At 40.0% G+C, this 19,461-nt stretch carries 22 protein-coding genes; 17 read left to right on the top strand and 5 right to left on the bottom strand.

The genetic code is table 11. The features are described 5' to 3' along the window. The first annotated feature begins 177 nt into the window (after positions 1–177). Entirely contained in the window at positions 178–1,014 is an 837-nt protein-coding gene (locus GXZ13_00110; GenBank protein NLX74251.1) for a transglycosylase SLT domain-containing protein, read from the top strand. 96 nt (positions 1,015–1,110) lie between these two features. Here the strand turns inward: GXZ13_00110 and hisC are convergent, their stop codons facing one another. After that, entirely contained in the window at positions 1,111–2,190 is a 1,080-nt protein-coding gene (gene hisC / locus GXZ13_00105) for a histidinol-phosphate transaminase (protein NLX74250.1), read from the bottom strand. Positions 2,191–2,308: 118 nt separating this feature from the next. On the opposite strand from hisC, the gene GXZ13_00100 reads away from it, so the two are divergent. From GXZ13_00100 to hisF, 6 genes are all read left to right on the top strand, one after another. Further along, positions 2,309–3,517 carry an ATP phosphoribosyltransferase regulatory subunit gene (locus GXZ13_00100; protein NLX74249.1) on the top strand — a complete coding sequence of 403 codons (1,209 nt, stop codon included), beginning with the start codon at positions 2,309–2,311 and terminating at the stop codon, positions 3,515–3,517. Then, positions 3,511–4,164 carry an ATP phosphoribosyltransferase gene (locus tag GXZ13_00095; protein NLX74248.1) on the top strand — a complete coding sequence of 218 codons (654 nt, stop codon included), beginning with the start codon at positions 3,511–3,513 and terminating at the stop codon, positions 4,162–4,164. The genes GXZ13_00100 and GXZ13_00095 overlap by 7 nt, the downstream gene beginning before the upstream one ends. A 93-nt stretch (positions 4,165–4,257) precedes the next feature. Beyond that, the gene (locus GXZ13_00090; GenBank protein ID NLX74247.1) at positions 4,258–4,830 is read left to right on the top strand and encodes an imidazoleglycerol-phosphate dehydratase; all 573 of its coding nucleotides are present in this window, start codon (positions 4,258–4,260) and stop codon (positions 4,828–4,830) included. Next, positions 4,821–5,546, top strand: a complete 726-nt coding sequence (locus tag GXZ13_00085) for a 1-(5-phosphoribosyl)-5-[(5-phosphoribosylamino)methylideneamino] imidazole-4-carboxamide isomerase (protein NLX74246.1) — start codon at positions 4,821–4,823, stop codon at positions 5,544–5,546. The genes GXZ13_00090 and GXZ13_00085 overlap by 10 nt, the downstream gene beginning before the upstream one ends. A gap of 3 nt (positions 5,547–5,549) precedes the next feature. Beyond that, a complete protein-coding gene (locus GXZ13_00080) occupies positions 5,550–6,176 on the top strand; it encodes a bifunctional phosphoribosyl-AMP cyclohydrolase/phosphoribosyl-ATP diphosphatase HisIE (GenBank protein NLX74245.1) in 627 nt (208 codons plus the stop codon). Between the two features lie 90 nt (positions 6,177–6,266). Continuing rightward, positions 6,267–7,025 (top strand): imidazole glycerol phosphate synthase subunit HisF, encoded by a 759-nt coding sequence (gene hisF / locus GXZ13_00075; protein ID NLX74244.1) that lies wholly within the window; start codon positions 6,267–6,269, stop codon positions 7,023–7,025. Between the two features lie 98 nt (positions 7,026–7,123). On the opposite strand, the gene hisD is transcribed toward hisF, so the two are convergent. Then, entirely contained in the window at positions 7,124–8,389 is a 1,266-nt protein-coding gene (hisD, locus tag GXZ13_00070) for a histidinol dehydrogenase (GenBank protein NLX74243.1), read from the bottom strand. Positions 8,390–8,769: 380 nt separating this feature from the next. Here hisD and GXZ13_00065 point away from each other — a divergent pair, with 380 nt between their 5' ends. The 7 genes from GXZ13_00065 to GXZ13_00035 all read left to right on the top strand — a co-directional run bounded on the left by GXZ13_00065 (position 8,770) and on the right by GXZ13_00035 (position 14,225). Continuing rightward, positions 8,770–9,018, top strand: a complete 249-nt coding sequence (locus GXZ13_00065) for a Nif11 family protein (protein ID NLX74242.1) — start codon at positions 8,770–8,772, stop codon at positions 9,016–9,018. A gap of 188 nt (positions 9,019–9,206) precedes the next feature. After that, on the top strand, positions 9,207–10,550 hold the full coding sequence (rsxC, locus tag GXZ13_00060; protein NLX74241.1) for an electron transport complex subunit RsxC: 1,344 nt from the start codon (positions 9,207–9,209) through the stop codon (positions 10,548–10,550). Then, complete coding sequence (locus GXZ13_00055; GenBank protein NLX74240.1) at positions 10,543–11,496, top strand: RnfABCDGE type electron transport complex subunit D; 954 nt, start codon at positions 10,543–10,545, stop codon at positions 11,494–11,496. Before rsxC ends, GXZ13_00055 begins: the two co-directional genes overlap by 8 nt. A 1-nt stretch (position 11,497) precedes the next feature. Continuing rightward, on the top strand, positions 11,498–12,070 hold the full coding sequence (locus GXZ13_00050) for an RnfABCDGE type electron transport complex subunit G (GenBank protein NLX74239.1): 573 nt from the start codon (positions 11,498–11,500) through the stop codon (positions 12,068–12,070). Then, a complete protein-coding gene (locus GXZ13_00045) occupies positions 12,070–12,804 on the top strand; it encodes an electron transport complex subunit E (protein ID NLX74238.1) in 735 nt (244 codons plus the stop codon). Before GXZ13_00050 ends, GXZ13_00045 begins: the two co-directional genes overlap by 1 nt. A 2-nt stretch (positions 12,805–12,806) precedes the next feature. Further along, positions 12,807–13,385: an electron transport complex subunit RsxA gene (rsxA, locus tag GXZ13_00040; protein ID NLX74237.1), complete on the top strand. Its 579-nt coding sequence runs from the start codon at positions 12,807–12,809 to the stop codon at positions 13,383–13,385. A gap of 12 nt (positions 13,386–13,397) precedes the next feature. After that, positions 13,398–14,225 (top strand): RnfABCDGE type electron transport complex subunit B, encoded by an 828-nt coding sequence (locus GXZ13_00035; protein NLX74236.1) that lies wholly within the window; start codon positions 13,398–13,400, stop codon positions 14,223–14,225. A gap of 87 nt (positions 14,226–14,312) precedes the next feature. Here the strand turns inward: GXZ13_00035 and GXZ13_00030 are convergent, their stop codons facing one another. From GXZ13_00030 to GXZ13_00020, 3 genes are all read right to left on the bottom strand, one after another. Then, complete coding sequence (locus tag GXZ13_00030; protein NLX74235.1) at positions 14,313–15,500, bottom strand: pyridoxal phosphate-dependent aminotransferase; 1,188 nt, start codon at positions 15,498–15,500, stop codon at positions 14,313–14,315. 80 nt (positions 15,501–15,580) lie between these two features. After that, on the bottom strand, positions 15,581–16,111 hold the full coding sequence (locus GXZ13_00025; GenBank protein ID NLX74234.1) for a chromate transporter: 531 nt from the start codon (positions 16,109–16,111) through the stop codon (positions 15,581–15,583). After that, entirely contained in the window at positions 16,108–16,641 is a 534-nt protein-coding gene (locus GXZ13_00020; GenBank protein ID NLX74233.1) for a chromate transporter, read from the bottom strand. Before GXZ13_00020 ends, GXZ13_00025 begins: the two co-directional genes overlap by 4 nt. Before the next feature lie 173 nt (positions 16,642–16,814). Here GXZ13_00020 and GXZ13_00015 point away from each other — a divergent pair, with 173 nt between their 5' ends. From GXZ13_00015 to GXZ13_00005, 3 genes are all read left to right on the top strand, one after another. Next, complete coding sequence (locus GXZ13_00015) at positions 16,815–18,116, top strand: NCS2 family permease (protein NLX74232.1); 1,302 nt, start codon at positions 16,815–16,817, stop codon at positions 18,114–18,116. Positions 18,117–18,276: 160 nt separating this feature from the next. Next, the gene (locus GXZ13_00010; protein ID NLX74231.1) at positions 18,277–18,963 is read left to right on the top strand and encodes a hypothetical protein; all 687 of its coding nucleotides are present in this window, start codon (positions 18,277–18,279) and stop codon (positions 18,961–18,963) included. A 183-nt stretch (positions 18,964–19,146) separates the two neighbouring features. After that, positions 19,147–19,461: hypothetical protein (locus GXZ13_00005; GenBank protein ID NLX74230.1), on the top strand; the 315-nt coding region annotated here is incomplete at its 3' end.

The raw sequence follows: 19,461 nt of genomic DNA, 5'->3' as shown, positions 1-19,461 counted from the left end.
GTATAATACCTTAAAAACACCTGTTCTTTTACAAAAAACCTTGACGAATAAAAACTCATAGTTATTATATCTTCAGCGTTAAGAGAATAAGTAAAGGAAAAACCTGAATGTGGAAATGTCTATCATTAACATCCATCTTTGGGCCTTAAACTGTTCCCATATCGCAAGGAGGAAAAAATGCGAAAAATATGGAAGTTGCGGAGAATTTTTATTCCGCAGGTGACTGTTTTACTGATACTTTTGATATCGGTACTTTGCTCACCCACAGTCGGGTTTGGCAATACGCTCTCGTCTAAATTAGAAAATACAGGTGCCACAGAATTTGCAGAGATTTCAAAAATGACAGAAACGGCAGAAGTGGAACTTGAGGCAGAAGAAGAATTAGAAACTCAGGCAACTAATCCGCCACAAGAGGATATTGAAGTTAGAGTTGCCGATCTTGCCCCAGCGGTAAGAAATGCTTTAGCGAAAATGGGGCTAAATCCTGAACATATTGAATTATGGATAAAACAGCACCCTAAGACAACACTGGTTTATTTAAATAGTTTGTCTGAAGAAAAACAGAGTGAAGTAGCAAATGTAGCTCTCTTCATTCGTAAGGTAAACGGCCGAATTTCAAGAAGAGAAGCGTGGAGAGAAGCAAGTGCGCTTGTTTACTATAGTGATAAGTATAAGGTTCCCTCAGAACTTTCAGTTGGAATTGCAAAAACGGAAAGCCATTTCAACCCAGGTTCTGTAAGCAAGAAGGGTGCTATGGGCCCTATGCAGGTAATGTGGAAAGTACATCATGGAATGCTTAGCGCAAGAGGAATTGCTACAACCAAAGAGCACATGCTTGATCCTGAAAGAGGAGTAGAAGCAGGCATACTTATTTTATCGCGCTATATAGGAGCATATGGAACAGTTCAGAAAGCGTTAACCCGTTATTATGGTAAGTCTTCAAGCGTCTATTCAAATAAGGTAAATAGAAACATTGCTATGCTCAAAAGACATACAGATACAGTAAGCAACTAATTATCTTATCGAAGATTAACCTTTCATAATAACTAAATACGATACAGTAAAGCCGCTTCAAACAGAAGCGGCTTTACTGTATCTAATGTTATAGACTTACAGGGGGATAGCTTCCGATAAGGACTTTTCAAGCAGTCTATTTTCTTCTGGCAGTCCTATAGATATGCGAAGCATTTTTCTGCCTTGATATGTGAGTAAGCGAACCAAGATTCCCCTTTTTATAAGAAAACTGTATATATCTTCAGCATTTCCAACGAGTAGAAGCAGAAAGTTTGCGAAAGATGGGATGTACTTGATCTTTCTAGAATCAAGAAACTCACATAATCTTTCTTTTTCTTTTAGCTCTGTTTCTAAACTTTCGCTAATAAAAGCTCTGTCCTCTAGAGCGGCTTCCGCTCCCGCAGCGGCTATTTCTGTTACACAGTAAGGTTCTCTTACTCTATAAATGTATTTAAGAAGCTCAGGATCTGCAGCAATCCACCCTATTCGCAGTCCGGCAAGACCGTATATTTTGGAAAAAGTTCTACAAACTACAAGATTTGGATACTTATTGAGAAGAGAAAGAGCTGTACTGACCTTTCCACCCGAAAAATCTATATATGCCTCATCAAGTATAAATAAAGCTGTTTTTGGGGAAGCGTTTATTAATCTTTCTATATCATAAGGTGATGCAGCTGTGCCTGTGGGATTATTTGGATTGCAGAAAAAAACCATCTTTGTATTCTCATTTATTGCATCTATATGAGCATCAACATCAAGTTCGAATTTATCTGTCATTGGAACAAGAACAGGAGTTGCTCCCATGATCCTGGCGGTATCGGCATAAACAGAGAAAGTAAATTCTCCGCAGACAACTTCATCTCCCTTGTTTAGAAAAGCTCTGCCCAGCATTGTAAAAATAGAATCAAGCCCATTCCCTGTGAGAATTTGATTTTGATTAAGATTATATATAGAAGCAATTTTCTTTCTAAGAGAGCTGTTTCTGCTCTCGGGATATCGGTTCCCTCGCTTAAGCTCATCGCACATTGCGCTAAGAGCCTTTGGTGATACACCTGAATTATTTTCATTTGCATGCATTTTTAAGCAATCTTCCGGAATCACTCCGGGATTGTACTCTTTAAACTCTCTGATTTCAGGACGTGCTATATTTAAAAAAGTATCCTGCTCTTTATTCATCGAATCATCTCCTATTTGCAAAACGAGTAAACAGGTGCTATTATATATCCCATGCAAAAAACTATCAAGCTACTATTTTAACTAAGTAAAGTGATATAGTGCGAGGAGTTGTTAAATAATGAATAGAACACCCAAGGGGTGCAGTAATATTGGAGGGGCTACCGCGGCGAAGTTGGAGTTTTGTAGAAACAGCGCTATGGAATTATTTGCTTTTTATGGATACAAGCCCTTTAGTCCAGCAGAATTACAGCTTGTAGAGAGTGTTTGGGACAATGTTTCTCTGCCAAGAGCAAGACGTTTGATACCAGTGATGTCTCCCTTTGGAGAGCCCTGTTTTCTACGTGGAGACTTGACGCTTTCTGCTGTTGCTTTCCTTTCAACACACTTTAATAGCAATGAACGTCCTCTGCGTCTCTCCTATGCCGATCGGGTTTTCTCTGTTCCTGAACCTCCTAAAACAAATCTTGAAGAAAATCAAGTTGGTATAGAGCTCATTGGTTGGGAAAGCTCCGGAGCCGATGTTGAGATATGCGTTCTTTTATTCAAACTATTGGATAAACTTTCCATAGAGGATTCTGTTGTTGTATTTGGAGACGCATCAGTTGTCTCTCATATATTTAATAATCTGCCCGAAGATGCTGGTAAAAAACTAGTAGAAGCACTACAAGAGGGTTCATATACGTCATATATAAAAATTTTAAATGGGCTTAATGTTTCGGGAAATAAGGAGAGGCTCCTTACAGCATTGCCATCATTAAAAGGAAACATATCAGTAATTGACGAAGCCATGAAACTGTTAGATGAGCCTTCGGTATTGCTTCCTTTAAAACGCATTTGTTTAACTCTTTCGGAGCTGGGTTATGGAGATAGAATTAGAGTGGATCTTTCTTTTGTCAGGGATCTCGGATATTACAGCGGCCCAATTTTTAATGCTTACTCTTCAACAAAGGGAAGTTTGTTGGGAGGAGGCGGGCGTTATGATGGACTTTTGACAAAGCTTGGAATAGAAGGACAAGCAGCAGGTTTTGCACTCAACCTCAAGGATCTTGCAGCTGTTTGTGTCGACGGTTCTCCCTCTCCCACGATAATGCTTTGGTGTGGAAGCGCCCAGAACGTAACAGAAAGTATGAATTATGCTGACAGCCTCCACAAAAAAGGGATTTCATTTGAACTAAGTTGGAATGAGGATAAAACCGAGTCTATTAGAATAGCAAAAACCAGAGGATATGACTGGTGGATAGATTGTCAAAGTAAAGAAGCAATCTTTTTAAAAAAGGAAGAAAAGATGAAGTTAACAGAATTTGAAGGGCAGGTGTTTACATGTTAACATTTGCCGTTCCCACAGGGCGCTCTCTCGCTCATGCGATAGAACTTTTTGAAGGTTCCGGGCTTCCTGTTGAGAAGTTGAAGAATGCTGGTCGTAATCTTGTCATAGAGGAGGATAATTTTCGATATCTTCTTTCAAAACCTGCGGACGTTCCGGCAATGATTTACTATGGAGTAGCAGATCTTGCACTTGCAGGCAGCGATGTAATAGAAGAGACAGAAATTGCACTAACTGAACTGCTTGATACCGGTCGTGGTAAATGTGTAATGGCTATAGCTGGACCTGCTTCTATCGCAGATAAGTTTCAAGGAGATATCAGCGAGCTTATGGGGCTTAAAGTTGCAACAAAATATACTGGTATCGCCGAAAGGACTTTTGCATCGTGGGGAGTCCAGATAAAGATACTAAAGTTAAATGGTTCTGTTGAACTTGCTCCGGCACTTGGTCTTAGCGACTGTATATTCGATATTGTAGAGACAGGAGCAACTTTGAGAGCAAATGGTCTTACTGTAATCAAAGAAACAGCTTCCGTTTCTCTGCGTCTCATAGCAAGTCGGGGAGCGGTGCAGATGAACTGGAATTCTATGTCAGAAATCGTAGAATCTATCGATAGATATGTAAAAGATAGCAAAAAGACGTTAGAATAATTGTTGTTATTTTATTAATCCACGAAGATGACAAACGATTAGAAGTACAATTTACAAAATAAATCACAAATTCGCTCAGAGGAGATGGCATAAATGAAAACGGAGATTATACGTAATACTTCAGAGACACAGATATCACTTACTCTTGAATATCCGGGAACGGAAAGAGAGATAGAAACAGGCTGTGGTTTTTTAGATCATATGCTTAATTTAATGTGTCACAGAGCTGGATTTGGAATAGTATTAAAGGCTAAAGGCGATGTAGAAATAGACTTTCACCACCTTACAGAAGATATCGGCATTGCATTAGGGCAAGCACTTCGCGTTATTGCAAAAGAGAGTGCTCCAATAAATAGATATGCATGGTGCATGCTGCCTATGGATGGCTCTTTGGCACGCGTGGCTCTTGATTTTAGTGGTCGTGGTGGAGCCTTCTTTAAAGGTTCCTTCCCTACAGAAAGATGTGCTGATTTTGATTTAGAGCTGGTTTTTGAATTTTTTCAGGCATTGGCGCGAGAGGGAGCCATCACTTTACACATAGGAATATTGGAAGCAGACAATTCTCACCATGCTGCAGAAGCTATATTTAAGGCCGTTGGTGTTTCGCTTAGACAAGCTTTGCTCACCACCGCAATTGATCCAAGCACAAAGGGACTTTGGCTTTGATCTTATTCCCTGCGATAGACCTTTATGAGGGGAAGGTTATTCGACTCTCTGAAGGAGATTTCTCTCGCAAATCATATTATGAGCTATCTCCTCTTGATTCTGCTAAAAAAATACAGGCTTCTGGGTGTGATTATATACACATAGTTGATTTAGAGGGTGCAAAATTAGGAGAACCGTGCCATTTAAAAGTCTTAGAAGAAATAGCGTCCCTTGGAATGTTCACGCAATACGGAGGAGGTCTTCGTTCTCAGAACTCCATAAAATCTGCCATTGATTCAGGGGCGAACAGAGTAATGATAGGGAGCCTTCTTTTTAAAAACTCTGATATGCCAACCACTATTTTCGCTGAATTTGGCTCTGTGGCTATGCCAGCTATTGATATAAAGAAGGGGAAAGTTGTCCATTCCGGTTGGCTGGAAAATACTGAGCATACACCTGAAGAGGCAATAAGCACCCTAAAAAAAGTCGGATTTACCGTCTTTTTAGTGACGGACACTGAGCGTGATGGCATGATGAGTGGAATTAGATCAGATCTTTATACACCCCTTGTTGGAGAGGGGTATGAAATAGTCGCCGCAGGTGGGATTACAACTACGAAAGATATTAATACTCTTGCTGAAATTGGAGTAAGTGCCGCTGTAGTTGGGAAAAGCCTTTATGAGGGTGGAATGACCTTAGAGGATGCTCTCGCTGCCGCGAAGCTTAAAGGAGAATAGGATATGAAAATTGACCTAAACCAAATAAAATTTGATGAAAAAGGACTGGTACCGGTCGTCGTACAGGATGCAATAAGTGCAGAGATTTTGATGGTTGCATGGGCAAACGCCGATTCTCTGCAATTGACTGCGGAATCAGGAGAGTTAGTACTATGGAGTCGTTCTCGTCAAGAGTTATGGCACAAGGGAGAAACTAGCGGAAACACTATGAGCTTGATTGAAATGCGTATTGACTGTGACGGAGATACGCTTTTGGCTGTTGTAACTCCAGCAGGACCGGCATGTCATACCGGAGCCCGCAGCTGCTTTTTTAAAACACTTTTTGGTAAAAAGAATTCCACGGAGGGCACTTTCTTAGGTCGTCTTTGGTACTACTTAAATAAGCGTAAAAATGATTCAATAGAAGAAAGCTATACTGCTAAGTTGTTGGCAAGAGGCAAATCACGAGTAGCTCAAAAAGTTGGAGAAGAAGGTGTTGAGACAGCTCTTGCCATTGCCACCGGAGATGATGACGGATTTTGTTATGAAGCTGCTGATTTACTCTACCATCTTCTTGTTGGCTGCATTGCAACGGGAGTTCCCCTTGACTCAATTTTAAGGGAGCTATCATCTCGCCATAAAGAAGAATAAAGTATAATTACTTTTTAGTTATTAAACACTTAATTCTGTAAAAGCATAAAGGTAAATTGGTTTGTGTTTTTTAAATATCGAGGAGGCAAAATGGTAAAAATAAAGAGAATTATTCCCTGTTTAGACATAAAGAACGGGCGCGTCGTCAAGGGAGTAAACTTTGTCAACTTTCGTGATGCAGGCGATCCGGTTGAATGTGCTAAAGCGTATCAGGAAGCTGGTGCAGATGAAATAGTCTTTCTTGATATTTCTGCAACACAGGAGAGGCGGGACACAGTAACAGCTCTTGTGGCCAAGGTTGCAGCGAACCTTTCTGTGCCATTCTCGGTCGGAGGTGGAATTCGCAGTCTAGATGACATAAGAAAAATCCTTGATGCTGGAGCCAACAAAATTTCCATAGGTTCTGCTGCGTTAGAGAATCCCGAATTAATAACAGAAGCAGCAAAAGCATTTGGGAAAAATTCCATCATTGTCGCTATCGATGCAAAGAATGACTCCTGCGGCAGCTGGGAAGTTTATGCGTCGGGAGGACGAAAGGCAACCGGAATTAACGCAATAGAGTGGGGAATTGAAGCTGAACGTCGCGGCGCCGGGGAAATCCTACTTACAAGTATGGATAGAGATGGTACAAAATCGGGATATGATTTAGCTCTGACCGCAGATTTAAGCTCTAAGATTAAAATTCCTGTTATAGCGTCAGGTGGTGCGGGAAATTACGAACACTTTTACGATGCTCTTACAGTTGGAAAGGCGGATGCAGTTCTTGCGGCGTCTCTCTTCCATTTTAATGAGATTCCTATTCCAAAACTTAAAGAATATCTCAGAGGCAAGGGAATTCCGATAAAATAAAGAGCAATGTAAAAAATAGTAAATCCAGATTATCTTAATAAAAAAAATAAAAATGAGCCCCTACGTTGAAATTAGGAGGCTCATTTTTATTAAAAGTTCTATTTTTTTAGTCGTAATCGTGCTGCATTAGCGTGAGCTGACAACCCCTCATTCTTCGCCATTAAATCGGCTAATGGAGCCAAATTCGAAATGCCTTCTGGGGTAATGCTCTGAAATGTACAGACTTTGAGGAAGGTCAAAACGGAAACTCCACCGGTATATCGTGCGGCTCCCATTGTCGGGAGAGTGTGGTTCGTTCCTGCGACATAGTCACCAAAAACTTCTGCGGCTCCCTCTCCGATAAATAATGAGCCATAGTTGCGTAAAAGTGGCTCTATACTATCTGGGTCTGAAATATTTATTTCTAGATGTTCCGGAGCTAAGTTGTTTGCAATATCCGCCGCTTCTTTCAGAGAATCGGCAATGATTATCTGTCCGTTGTTTTCCCAAGAAACAGCCGCAACAGGTGCAGTGTCCAGTTCTTTTAGTTGTTTTGCTATTTCTTCTTCTACCCTTTTTGCAAGGTTTTCAGAAGTAGACACGAGAATACCGATTGCGTCGAGGTCATGTTCTGATTGCGCCAATAAATCCGCAGCAATAATGTCGGCTCTTGAATTCTCATCAGCAATAATAAGGACTTCACTCGGTCCTGCTATAAAATCTATTCCTACTTTTCCATAGACTTGACGCTTGGCTTCCGTAACATATTTATTGCCTGGCCCTACGATCATAGTCACAGGGTTGATGCTTTCTGTTCCATATGCGAATGCTGCAATCGCCTGTGCCCCGCCAACCGCATAAATCTCATCTACTCCTGCGATACTGAGAGCGGCAATTGTTGTGGGGTGTGGTAGAGAACTTCCTTGCATAGGAGGAACAGTTGCACAAACTCTGGGAACTCCTGCAACTTTTGCAGGAATAGCTAACATTAACGCCGAGGAGAATAAAGGATGGCTGCCACCGGGGACATAACAACAACAAGAGTCCACAGGAATCACCTTGTGTCCCAAGAAAACCCCGGGAGATGTCTCGAGAGGCCCGACGGGGTTCAAGCTGTTAGCTTGAAGTTCCGCAAATCGCTTTATATTTTTTGCAGCTCTTTTTATTGTTTCAAGCAATTCTTCGGAAATAGAGTTGAACGCTTTTTCGATATCCGAAGGAGACACTCTAAAAGAGTTGGTATGAGCTCCCCCGAATTTTACGTTATATTCATTGAGAGCTTTGTCTCCATTGTTTTGCACCGTCTCAATAATTTCGTTTACGGTAGAAATTAGGGAGGAAGACTCTTCTGCTTTAATTTTTTTTGCTTCCTTGTATATGTACATATTAAAATCACTCTCAATCATACTGTTATTTAATTAGGTTAAAATAACATTAGGAACACGCTGTGTCAATGAATTAAAACCTTGTTGACATTTATAAAACACTGTAAAAATTAAAATTTAATAAGAGTTGCAGACTTAAAATGTTCAAAAAACAAGTATTACATTTGTAGTAAAAAGTCAATATCCCTTGTCGTGGCGCAAAAATTTGATAATTAACATTTGAAAAATAGTTTTATAATTCTTTTGGTTATGTTAGAATTATGCTTTATTTATCAGAAGTTCTTTTCTAAAAAGGAGACTTATGGTCTCTGTCTATGTCCTGCATATAGAATACTGTGACTTGTACCACTTATACATTTGGGGAAAGAGGCAAGATAGAGATGTCGTCACCAAGTGCAAAGAAATTCTTGAACGAATTATTAACGGATCCATCTTTTTTATTAGAAATAGCGGAACAGTCTGAAGAGAAAATAGCTCCTGCCCTAAGACAAGCGGGATATACTTTCAATTCAAAAGAAATAGATGACTTAATATGTGATGAGTTCTACAATATAAAAGATAAACTTCATTTAGGAGACGGAGACGTAAGAGATATAATCATGCAAAAGTGGGGCAGATATATGTCATAAGAAGTGTGTAGAGCAAAGGTTCTTTTCTAAAATTATTCCTTACAATAAGACAATTTTATTTTATTTGAGAAGGTGTTAAACTGGTAAAGTTATTGAGGGCAAAATTATCATTCAACCCTTGATAAATGTTTCATTACTGTATTAGTTAAGCTAAAAGAAATTTGAAATAGCTCAAGGAGGAAAAATACATGAAGCTTTCATCGTTCTGGGGAGGAGTACATCCTCCACAGGAGAAGGAATTAACGGAGAACAAAGAAATCGAAAAATATTTGCCTTCGGGTGACTTAATTTTTCCGATGGCACAAAATCTAGGGGCTATCTCCCAACCTTTGGTAAAAAAAGGAGACTCTGTTCTTGTAGGGCAAAAACTTGGCGATTGTGACGCTTTTGTTTCAGCCCCTGTTCTTTCAAGCGTTTCCGGCACAGTAAAAGAAGTCGGAATGAAAATGACTACAGCAGGGTTGTTGGAGATAGCGGTAGTTATCGAAAATGATGGAAAATATGAAAAAGATGCTTCTTGGAAACCCCTGACAAATCATGAAAACATTGATCCAAAAGAATATATTGCACGCATAAGAGAGGCTGGAATTGTGGGATATGGAGGAGCCACCTTCCCTACAGCGGTAAAATTAACTCCGCCCGACCCCCAAAAAATTAAATGGCTCATAATTAACGGAGCTGAATGTGAGCCCTTTATAAATTGCGACAACAGGCTCATGATTGAAGAACCTACAAAAATTATCAAAGGGCTTAAGCTTTTAATGAGGCTCTTCCCTAATGCTGAAGGAATCATTGGTATAGAAAATAACAAACCAGAAGCTATAAAAGTTATGGAAAATGAGATAAAAAATCAAAATGGGTACAAAATATCAGTAAGTCCTCTTAAAGTTAAATACCCTCAAGGATCAGAAAAAATGTTAATAGAGGCGATAACGGGCCTTGAATATCCTGTTACTGCACTTCCCGCTGACATTGGATGCATTGTCTTAAACGTACGTACAGTTCATCAGATATATGAAGCAATAGCAGAGGGAACTCCCTCTACGACTCGTATTGTAACTGTTACAGGAGATGCTATTAAAACCCCCAAAAACATACTTATGCCATTGGGAACTTCTGTATCTGAACTTATAGAATTTTGTGGAGGGTTCAAAGAAGAACCCGCTAAAATAATTTCAGGAGGCCCCATGATGGGGGTGACGCTTCGTTCAATCGACGTTCCCGTCGTGAAAAGCACATCTGGCATTCTTGCTCTAACAAAAAAATCGGCCTATATCGGAGAAGAAACAGAGTGCATCCGTTGCGGTCGTTGTGTAGACGTATGTCCGATAGGTCTTTTGCCAAACACTTTAAACAGAATAGTCCTTCTTCGTGATTACGAAGCATTTGAGGCAAATGGCGGTCTTAACTGTACAGAGTGCGGCTCCTGTTCATACATTTGTCCTGCCAACCGACACCTAACTCAAACCTTCCGAGACGGAAAGACAACCGTAATGGCATTGAAGAGAAAGGCGGCCAAAAATAATGGATAAAAAACTTTTAGTACTATCAAGTTCACCCCATATTCATGCGGGACAAGACACACAAAAAATAATGCTTTGGGTGCTCGCATCATTGGTACCTTCTGGTCTAGCAGCGGTTTATTTTTTTGGACTACGCGCCTTTGCACTGATGGCAGTCTGTGTGATTGCATGCCATCTTTCTGAATTAGTCTGGCAAAAGCTGGCAAAACAAAAAATATCAGTCAATGATTTTTCGGCAGCAGTTACTGGGCTATTGCTCGCTTATAATTTGCCTCCAACCATGGAATACTGGAAGGCTATTCTGGGATGCATTTTCGCGATAATTGTCGCCAAGCAATTTTTTGGCGGCATTGGGTGTAATATTGTAAACCCGGCGCTTGCAGGGCGTGCCATGATGGTGGTTAGCTGGCCTGTAGCTATGACAACATGGACAATAGATGGAGTTTCTAAGGCGACTCCTCTAGCTCTCATAAAGCTTGGGAGCGAAACTGTTGGCGGAGTCAGCATGGGAATGCCGCTAGGTGCAGAGCTTCCATCTTTTTATGATCTCTTCATCGGAAATGTTGCCGGCTGTTTAGGAGAAACATCCGCACTGGCTCTATTGATAGGATTTGTTATCCTCCTTTATAAGGGAATAATTAAGTGGCAAATTCCTGTTGTTTATATCGTAACAGTCGGGATTTTAACCTCTCTTTTTGGTAGACCCGGATTTTATGAAATGTTTGCGGGAGGTCTTCTTATTGGAGCCATTTTTATGGCAACCGACTATACAACTTCTCCGATGACAACGAAGGGGCAAATCATATTTGCTTTTGGCTGTGGACTCCTCACATCTCTCATAAGAACTTTTGGCGGATATCCGGAGGGAGTTTCTTTTGCAATACTGATTATGAACGTAACAGTCCCTTTGATAGATAAGTTTACTACACCTCGTATATTTGGGGAGGCTAAATAAAATGGGCAAATCACTAAGACTCCCTCTCGTTCTTTTGCTTATAACAGCCGTTACAGGTGCTATTTTGGGCGTAGTTTACACGATAACACTTGAACCGATTCGTCTTACAAAAGAACGCGAGCGTCAAGAAGCTTTAGAAATGACCTTACCAGGAGCAACTGAGTTTAAAACCTTAAAAATTGGTACAGATCCAAAGGGAACTATCAGTGAAGTTAATGTAGGCTCTTCTTCTAATGAACTTGTTGGTTATAACTTCACCGTTTCATCCAAAGGCTATGCGGGAAACATAGAAATGGTAGTTGGAATTGGAAAAGAAGGAGAAATTAAAGGAATAAAAATACTGGCTCAAACTGAAACGCCCGGACTCGGAGCGGAAGCTGCGAAGCCAAAATTTTTGGATCAGTTTAAAAGCAAAACGGTAGATAAATTTAAGGTTACAAAGATACCCTCCGAAGAAGTTTCCGATATTCAGGCAATTTCAGGAGCAACGATAACATCGGATGCAGTTATAGTCGGAGTTAATGATGCAATTAATTTCTGGAACAACCATTTTAAAGAGGAGGGTAAAGAGTAATGAGTAATCCTCTCAAATTAATTAAAAACGGGATTTTTATAGAAAACCCTATATTTGTATTTCTTCTGGGCATATGTCCAACATTGGCCACGACCTCAAGCGCAACGAACGGTTTTGGCATGGGAATCGCAGCGACTGCAGTCCTAATGGGATCTAATGTTGCAATATCGGCTATTCGTAAAATAATTCCGGATGAGATTCGCATTCCGGCCTATATTGTTGTAATTGCAGGTTTTGTAACGGTTATACAGCTATTAATCTCTGCATACGCGCCAACGCTTGATAGGTCTTTGGGAATATTTATACCTTTGATAGTTGTAAACTGCATTATTCTTGCACGAGCAGAAGCCTTTGCCTCAAAAAACGGAATAATAGATTCACTGTTTGACGGGTTAGGCATGGGGCTCGGTTTTACCCTAAGTTTAACATTTATAGGCAGCATCAGAGAGCTTCTCGGTAACGGGACAATATTTTCCCTCCCTATTATGCCGTCAGCTTACCAACCGGCTTTGCTTTTCATTTTGGCGCCGGGAGGTTTTATCACACTAGGCATTCTTATTGCACTTTTTAAAAATATTCAGATCAGAAAAGAAGAGTGCAAAACTGGAGATGAGACTTCCTATGATGGGTGGGAAGCCTTGAGTGGTTGTGAAGGCTGTGGATTAAGCGCAGTTTGTGGCAGTGCAGCTCTCTCTGCTGCAGAAACAGAAGAAAATAAGGAGGTTGACGCATAATGATGTCTCTTCTTGCTCTCTTTATATCAGCTATCTTCGTTAATAATATTCTTTTGTCACGTTTCTTGGGCTGTTGTCCTTTCTTGGGAGTGTCAGGAAAGCTTGATACTGCAAAGGGTATGGGGGTAGCCGTTATTTTTGTTACGGTAATGGCATCTCTGATGACTTGGGTAGCTTATGAATTTATCCTGGTTCCTTTGGGACTAGAGTATCTTTACACACTTTCATTTATATTGATAATTGCTGCTTTGGTTCAATTTGTAGAAATCGTATTAAAGAAAATACAACCGAAACTTTATAAATCTCTCGGTATTTTTCTTCCTCTTATCACCACAAACTGTGCGGTTCTCGGTGTCGCAGTTTTAAACATGAATGAGGGGTATTCGTTGCTCCAGTCGCTTGTTCATGCATTGGGTGCATCCGTCGGCTTTTTATTAGCCATCATTCTTATGGCCGGTATACGCGAACGAATAGAGGCAAACAAGAATATACCAAAATGTATGCGCGGACTTCCAATAGCGCTAGTTACAGCTGGACTCATGTCAATAGCATTCATGGGTTTCATAGGCATAATAGAGTAGGAGGCAGATGAAATGACCGAAATTTTTTATCCGGTATTCATAATGGGTGGGCTTGGGCTCGTGTTTGGAGCTCTACTTGCCTTTGCTTCAGTTAAGTTTTTTGTTCCAGTTGATGAGCGCCAGACGGAGATTAGAGAGATTCTACCCGGCGCAAACTGCGGAGCATGTGGTTTCCCTGGATGCGACGGTTTTGCTGAAGCGCTCGTGGAAGGGGTTTCTGAGGTTTCTAAATGTGCTGTGGTAAGTGCAGCGATTATAGAAGAAATTGCTTCTATTCTGGGAGTATCGGCTAATGCTGAAGAACCCAAAGTGGCGTTTCTTAAATGCAATGGTTCCACTGACAAAGTCGTACAAAATTGCACTTATGAAGGGGTTATGGATTGCCGCCAGGCAGCGGTTATTCCAGGAAATGGTCCCTCTTCTTGCTCCTATGGTTGCCTTGGGCTCGGCACATGTGAAGTAGTTTGTCCATTTGATGCAATACACATTGAAAATGGTTTAGCGGTAGTGGATATTGAGAAGTGTGTAGGATGCGGAATTTGTGTGGAACAGTGTCCACGAGAAGTCCTTCTTCTGATTCCGAAAAGTGCTAAGGTACAGGTGGATTGCAACTCTCCGCTCAAAGGTCCTGATGTCAAAAAATCATGCTCTGTCGGTTGCATAGGCTGTACTATCTGTGTGAAAGCTTGTCCTGTTCAGGCAATAGAGATGGTAGAGTCGGTTGCAGTAATAGATCCGTATAAATGCACCAACTGTGGGATTTGCGCGACCAAATGTCCGGTTAAATGTATTTCAGACAGAAGGCCACAAGAATTACGAGAGAAAATTCCCGTTGCATAACGTGTTGTAGGGAGTCTATACATAATAAAAGGGGAGCGTCTTAAACGCCCCCCTTTTTATTATGCAACTTCACGTTTTTAAGAGAACTTATTTTTTGTACTCTAAAGCAAGTTTTGCAAATGCGGGAATGGACTTTTTTATCTGATCAGTGCGTACGCAATAGGAAATACGTACATAACCGGGACAACCAAAACCATCCCCTGCAACCAGCAAAAGTTCATGTTTTCGAGCTCTCATGCAAAATGCTTCTGCATCATCTTCCAAGGCTTTGATAAACAGATAAAAAGCTCCATCCGGTTTTACGCAGCTATAACCCAACTCACTGAGCTCCTTATATAATATATCTCTGTTTTCCTTGTACACAGAGATATCGGAAGTTTTATTTACGCACTCAGCAATAGCCTTTTGAAAAAGACTTGGTGCGCAGACATAACCTAGTGCGCGACCTGCGCCACAGACTGCTGCATACATATCTTCGGAATTGACCATTTCAGGTGAAACTGCAATGTAGCCGATACGTTCTCCCGGAATTGAAAGTGATTTACTATAAGAGTAAGAGACCATGCTATTTTTATAATGATTTATGATGTATGGAACTTCGATATCATCGTAAATAAGCTCTCTGTATGGCTCATCAGAAATAATATAAATAGGGTGTCCATATGCCCTTTCCTTTTTTGATAGTATTTCACACAGAGAAAGAATTGTTTCTTTGGAGTAAATGGCGCCAGATGGGTTATTCGGTGAGTTTATAATTATTCCTTTGGTTCTCTCATTTATAGCTTCCTCAAACTTATGCAGATCTATTTGAAAGTTTTTTATGTCGGGTGGAATAATGACCGCCTTTGCACCAGCTGTTTCCACAAAGACCGTATATTCAGGAAAATATGGTGCAAAAATTATAAATTCATCGTCGGGGAGGGTCATAGCTTTAATCGATATGGTTAAAGCCGCTGCCGCGCCGGAAGTCATATAAATGTTTTCTGGAGAAAGAGAAGTGCTAAATTTTTCATTTATGTTATCTGCAATCTTTTTTCTTACTTCAAGATCTCCCTGCGCGGAGGTATAGCTGTGCAACTGTGTAGGATCAGACTCTTTTAACAGGGTAAGCAATACGTTTTTTAGATATTCTGGAGCGGGCACATTTGGATTGCCTATGCTGAAATCAAAAATATTTTCAGCTCCTATTTCTCCGGCTCTTTTTTTCCCATATTCAAAAATCTCTCTTATAACAGAGCGTTTTTTACCAAGATTAAGCATCTTTTCAGACAGCAAGACAATTCCTCCAATTTGAATAAGCTTTATTAAGAGCTAAGAATATCATTATATAGCCTTCAAACACAACTTCTCAAAATTTATAAAAAGAAAATTCCCATTATTCCGCAAAGTAAAAGTAAAATGTGTGGGTTTTCTTTGAAAATTCTAGAATAATTAAATAATAAGAGTGCAGCGCAAAAAAGCATAATTGCAACACTTCCATTTTTTAGTGTGGCACTTAAAGGAACTATCAGTGAAAGGGATAGAAGTCCCGACACAATAGGTCGTAAAAGCAGTTTAAATTTGTTGCTGCTTTCTGCTGAGATTTTCTTAAGGAAAAATAAAAGTATCCAAAGCGTAGAAAGAGGAACGATAATAATTGAAAAAGTAGAAACTAAAGAGCCGAAAAACCCGCACTTCATAAAACCTACAAACGTTGCCGCATTTATTGATATCGGACCTGGTGTTACTTGTGACAAAGCTATTAGTTGACTAAACTGATCCGTGGAAAGCCAACCATATTTAGCGACGAGCTGGTACTCGATAAGCGGAAGAGAGGAGAGTCCGCCACCGAAAGTTCCAATGCTAACCTGTGCAAAGGCAGAAAAAAGTGCTAAGAGTTCTCTCATTTAGATATCATCCTATCTTTGGCGAATTGTACTGATAAGACAATGGCCATTGCAAATAGTGGATGCATAGAGAATTTCCATATCAACGCGATTGTCAAAAGATACGGCACTACATTCCACCATTGAGAAGAGAGTGTGTTTTTTACGTTATTAAAAACAACAACAACAATAATAGCTCCTGTGCCCGCAAGGACCCCTCTAAAGAAACCTTGTACATAAGAACATTCCGAATATTTAAGCACGAAAGGGCTGAGTAATAACACTATAAGGAAAGGAGGTAAAATAGCCCCCAGCACGGAGACAAATCCACCAAGAATCCCTCTGTAATGTTTACCTATAAGCCAAGATATAGACGCAGTGATGGAGCCTGGCATAAAAGCAGCCAAGCTTACCATATCGGCAAATTCTTCCGGGTTGATGTTTTTGCGTTTCTCTTCTTCCATTTGTACCATACTGAGAATTACCAGCCCGCCGCCGAAGGTTATAATGCTTATTCTAAAAAAGAAAAAGAAAAGTTCAAAAAGAGTCATTCCGAATCACTTCTTTCGTAACTGCAAAGAGTTAACATGCCATTCTAGTGTAACACTCTTCTAAAATCAAATATAGTCTTATAATCTTAGATATTGTCCCCATATTGGTGTTTTATAATACACGGTGTAAAATGTATTAAACGTTCCACCATTAAAATGAAGGAGTGATTTTTTTGTCTTGGTTTGAAAAGCAATTTAAGCTCAAAGAGAATAACACAGATGTTAAGACAGAGATTCTTGCTGGGATTACCACGTTTATGACAATGGCGTATATTGTCTTTGTCTCCCCAGATATGCTCTCTAAAACAGGCATGCCATTCGGAAGTGTTTTAACTGCTACATGTTTAGGAGCCGCCATAGGAACTTTTTTAATGGCGATACTGGCGAACTATCCATTTGCTCTTGCTTCAGGCGTCGGCCTTATTCCATTCTTCACCTTCTCAGTTGTTATAGGGATGGGGATCCCGTGGCAAACAGCGCTTACAGCGGTCTTCATCGAAGGAATATTTTTTATCATTTTGACTTTAACCAGCATAAGAGAAGAAGTAGTCAACTCCCTTCCAAAAGCATTAAAAATAGGTATCGCGTCTGGTATTGGCCTTTTTATTACTTTTATAGGCTTGCAAAATGCCGGCATAGTTGTAAAAAATGATGCAGTTCTCGTTTCTATTGCCAGCTTTAAGTCCAACCTTCCGGCAATTCTTGCCCTTGCCGGTTTGATTCTCATGGTGGCACTGGAAGTCAAGAAAGTTCGTGGTGGGATCCTTATAGGTATAGCGGCAGTTACCATCGTTTCTATTCCACTTGGAATCACACAAATGCCGACCGCGATATTCTCTATGCCTCCATCAGTTGCTCCTATTTTCTGGAAAATGGACTTTTCAGGAATTATGAATCTTAATTTCTGGGTAGTTGTTTTTACATTTTTCTTCGTTGACTTCTTTGATACGGTCGGTACTCTTGTTGGAGTTTCAAGCCGTGCGAAAATGTTGGATAAGGATGGGAAATTGCCAAGAGCGACACAAGCTCTTATGGCAGACGCAATTGGTACAGTGGCAGGAGCAGTCTTAGGAACTTCAACAGTTACAACATACATTGAGAGTGCAAGTGGAGTGGAACAGGGAGGCCGTACAGGACTTACCGCGCTCACAGTCGCATTTCTATTTATTCTCGCAATGTTTTTCCACCCCCTTATTTCAATTGTTCCTTCTTGTGCAACTGCACCTGCTCTTATAATGGTTGGTTGCTACATGATGATGGGCTTTCAGGATATGTCGTTTACTGACTGGACAGAATTTTTCCCTGCTCTTATTGCATTCTTTATAATGCCATTTGCATACAGCATTGCAGCCGGGATTGAATTTGGTATAGTCAGTTTTGTTGTAATAAAGGTCGCTACAGGGAAATATAAAGAGATTAAATGGATTATGTACGTATTGGCAATTCTATTTATCCTAAATCGTGCATTCTTGTAAGTTGATTTTTATGATTTTTAAAAATTAATAGCAATTAAGTTAAGAGAGAATATCAGAGCGTCGTACGCCATTCTCTCTTAACTTTTTCAAAACCAAGTCAAAAATGCCTCTTATTCTCTATAATATTGTTTAACACAATTAAATTTTAGGAATGAAAAGAATGACAGAGAACAATTTATCCAGCTACAAAAGCAGAATACTTAGATTAACCTTCGGACTGCTTCTCTATTCGGTGGGGCCCTATCTGAACATTCAGTCCGACATAGGGCTCGCTCCATGGGAGGCCTTTAGCATCGGTATTTCAAATATAACAAACCTCACATATGGAGCAGTGCATCAAATAACAGGCCTTATAATTTTATTTTTTAATAACTCATTAAAGGAAAAAATAGGTATTGGCACCCTATTAAACATATTTTTAATTGGTTTTTTTGTGAATTTATTTCTGTCATTGGGGATAATCCCTAAAGCCACAAGTTTTTCAACGGGCTTAATCATGTTACTTATAGGACAAATATTTATAGCATTCGGAAGCTACTACTACATCGGTAGCGGATTAGGCAGCGGTCCTAGGGACTCACTAATGATTGCCCTTGGCAAAGCACTTCCTAAAGTTCCTATAGGGGTTGTCAGAGGCATTGTTGAAGGCAGTGCTCTTTTAATAGGATGGTTATTGAAGGCAAAAATCGGCGTAGGTACAGTGATTGCAGCTTTTGGCGTCAGCTTTATCATACAGCTGACCTTTGATTTCTTACATTTTGACGTAAAAAAGATTGAGCATGAAAGCTTTTTCTATACAATAAACCAATTTATAAAATTTATAAAAAATAAAAAAGTTTCGAAATAAGAGGAGAGTTCGATTGTTTTTACGCCGTGAAACTTTTCTCAAGTGTTGATACAAAGGTAAAATAAGCTATAATATAAACATTGTTTAGATATTAAAACAAACCTTTTCTTTTCGTTTTCACATCTCGCTCTTTCGAAAGGGAGTGTAGCTGTAAAAACAATCAAGCGAACACTTTTTCTAAAGTTGGCAGTCTTGGTCACACTCCACGTAGTGGCTGTTGGTCTTATGTATTTTTATCAGGAGAAAGCCATAAAAAAGGGGAGTGCACACGTCTCTGCCCATCTACAAAGTACAGCGAAAACACAAGCGGAAGCTCTCAATGTTGCTCTTGCCGGGAAACAAGAAAACCTGGAATCTTTCGCCACAGTTTTTGAAGAAGAGAAAGAGCTAGAAATTCCCAAGATTATAAAATATCTTAATAGAGCCAAAGACATTTCGCATGTTTCATGCATGGGCTTTGCTGACGCCCAAGGAAATGCTTATCTAAATGACGGAAGT

The sequence above is a fragment of the Synergistaceae bacterium genome (assembly GCA_012728235.1).
GTDB lineage: Bacteria > Synergistota > Synergistia > Synergistales > Synergistaceae > JAAYFL01.
The sequence above is the reverse complement of the archived record's forward strand: the minus strand, read 5'-3'. Positions and strand labels throughout refer to the sequence as shown.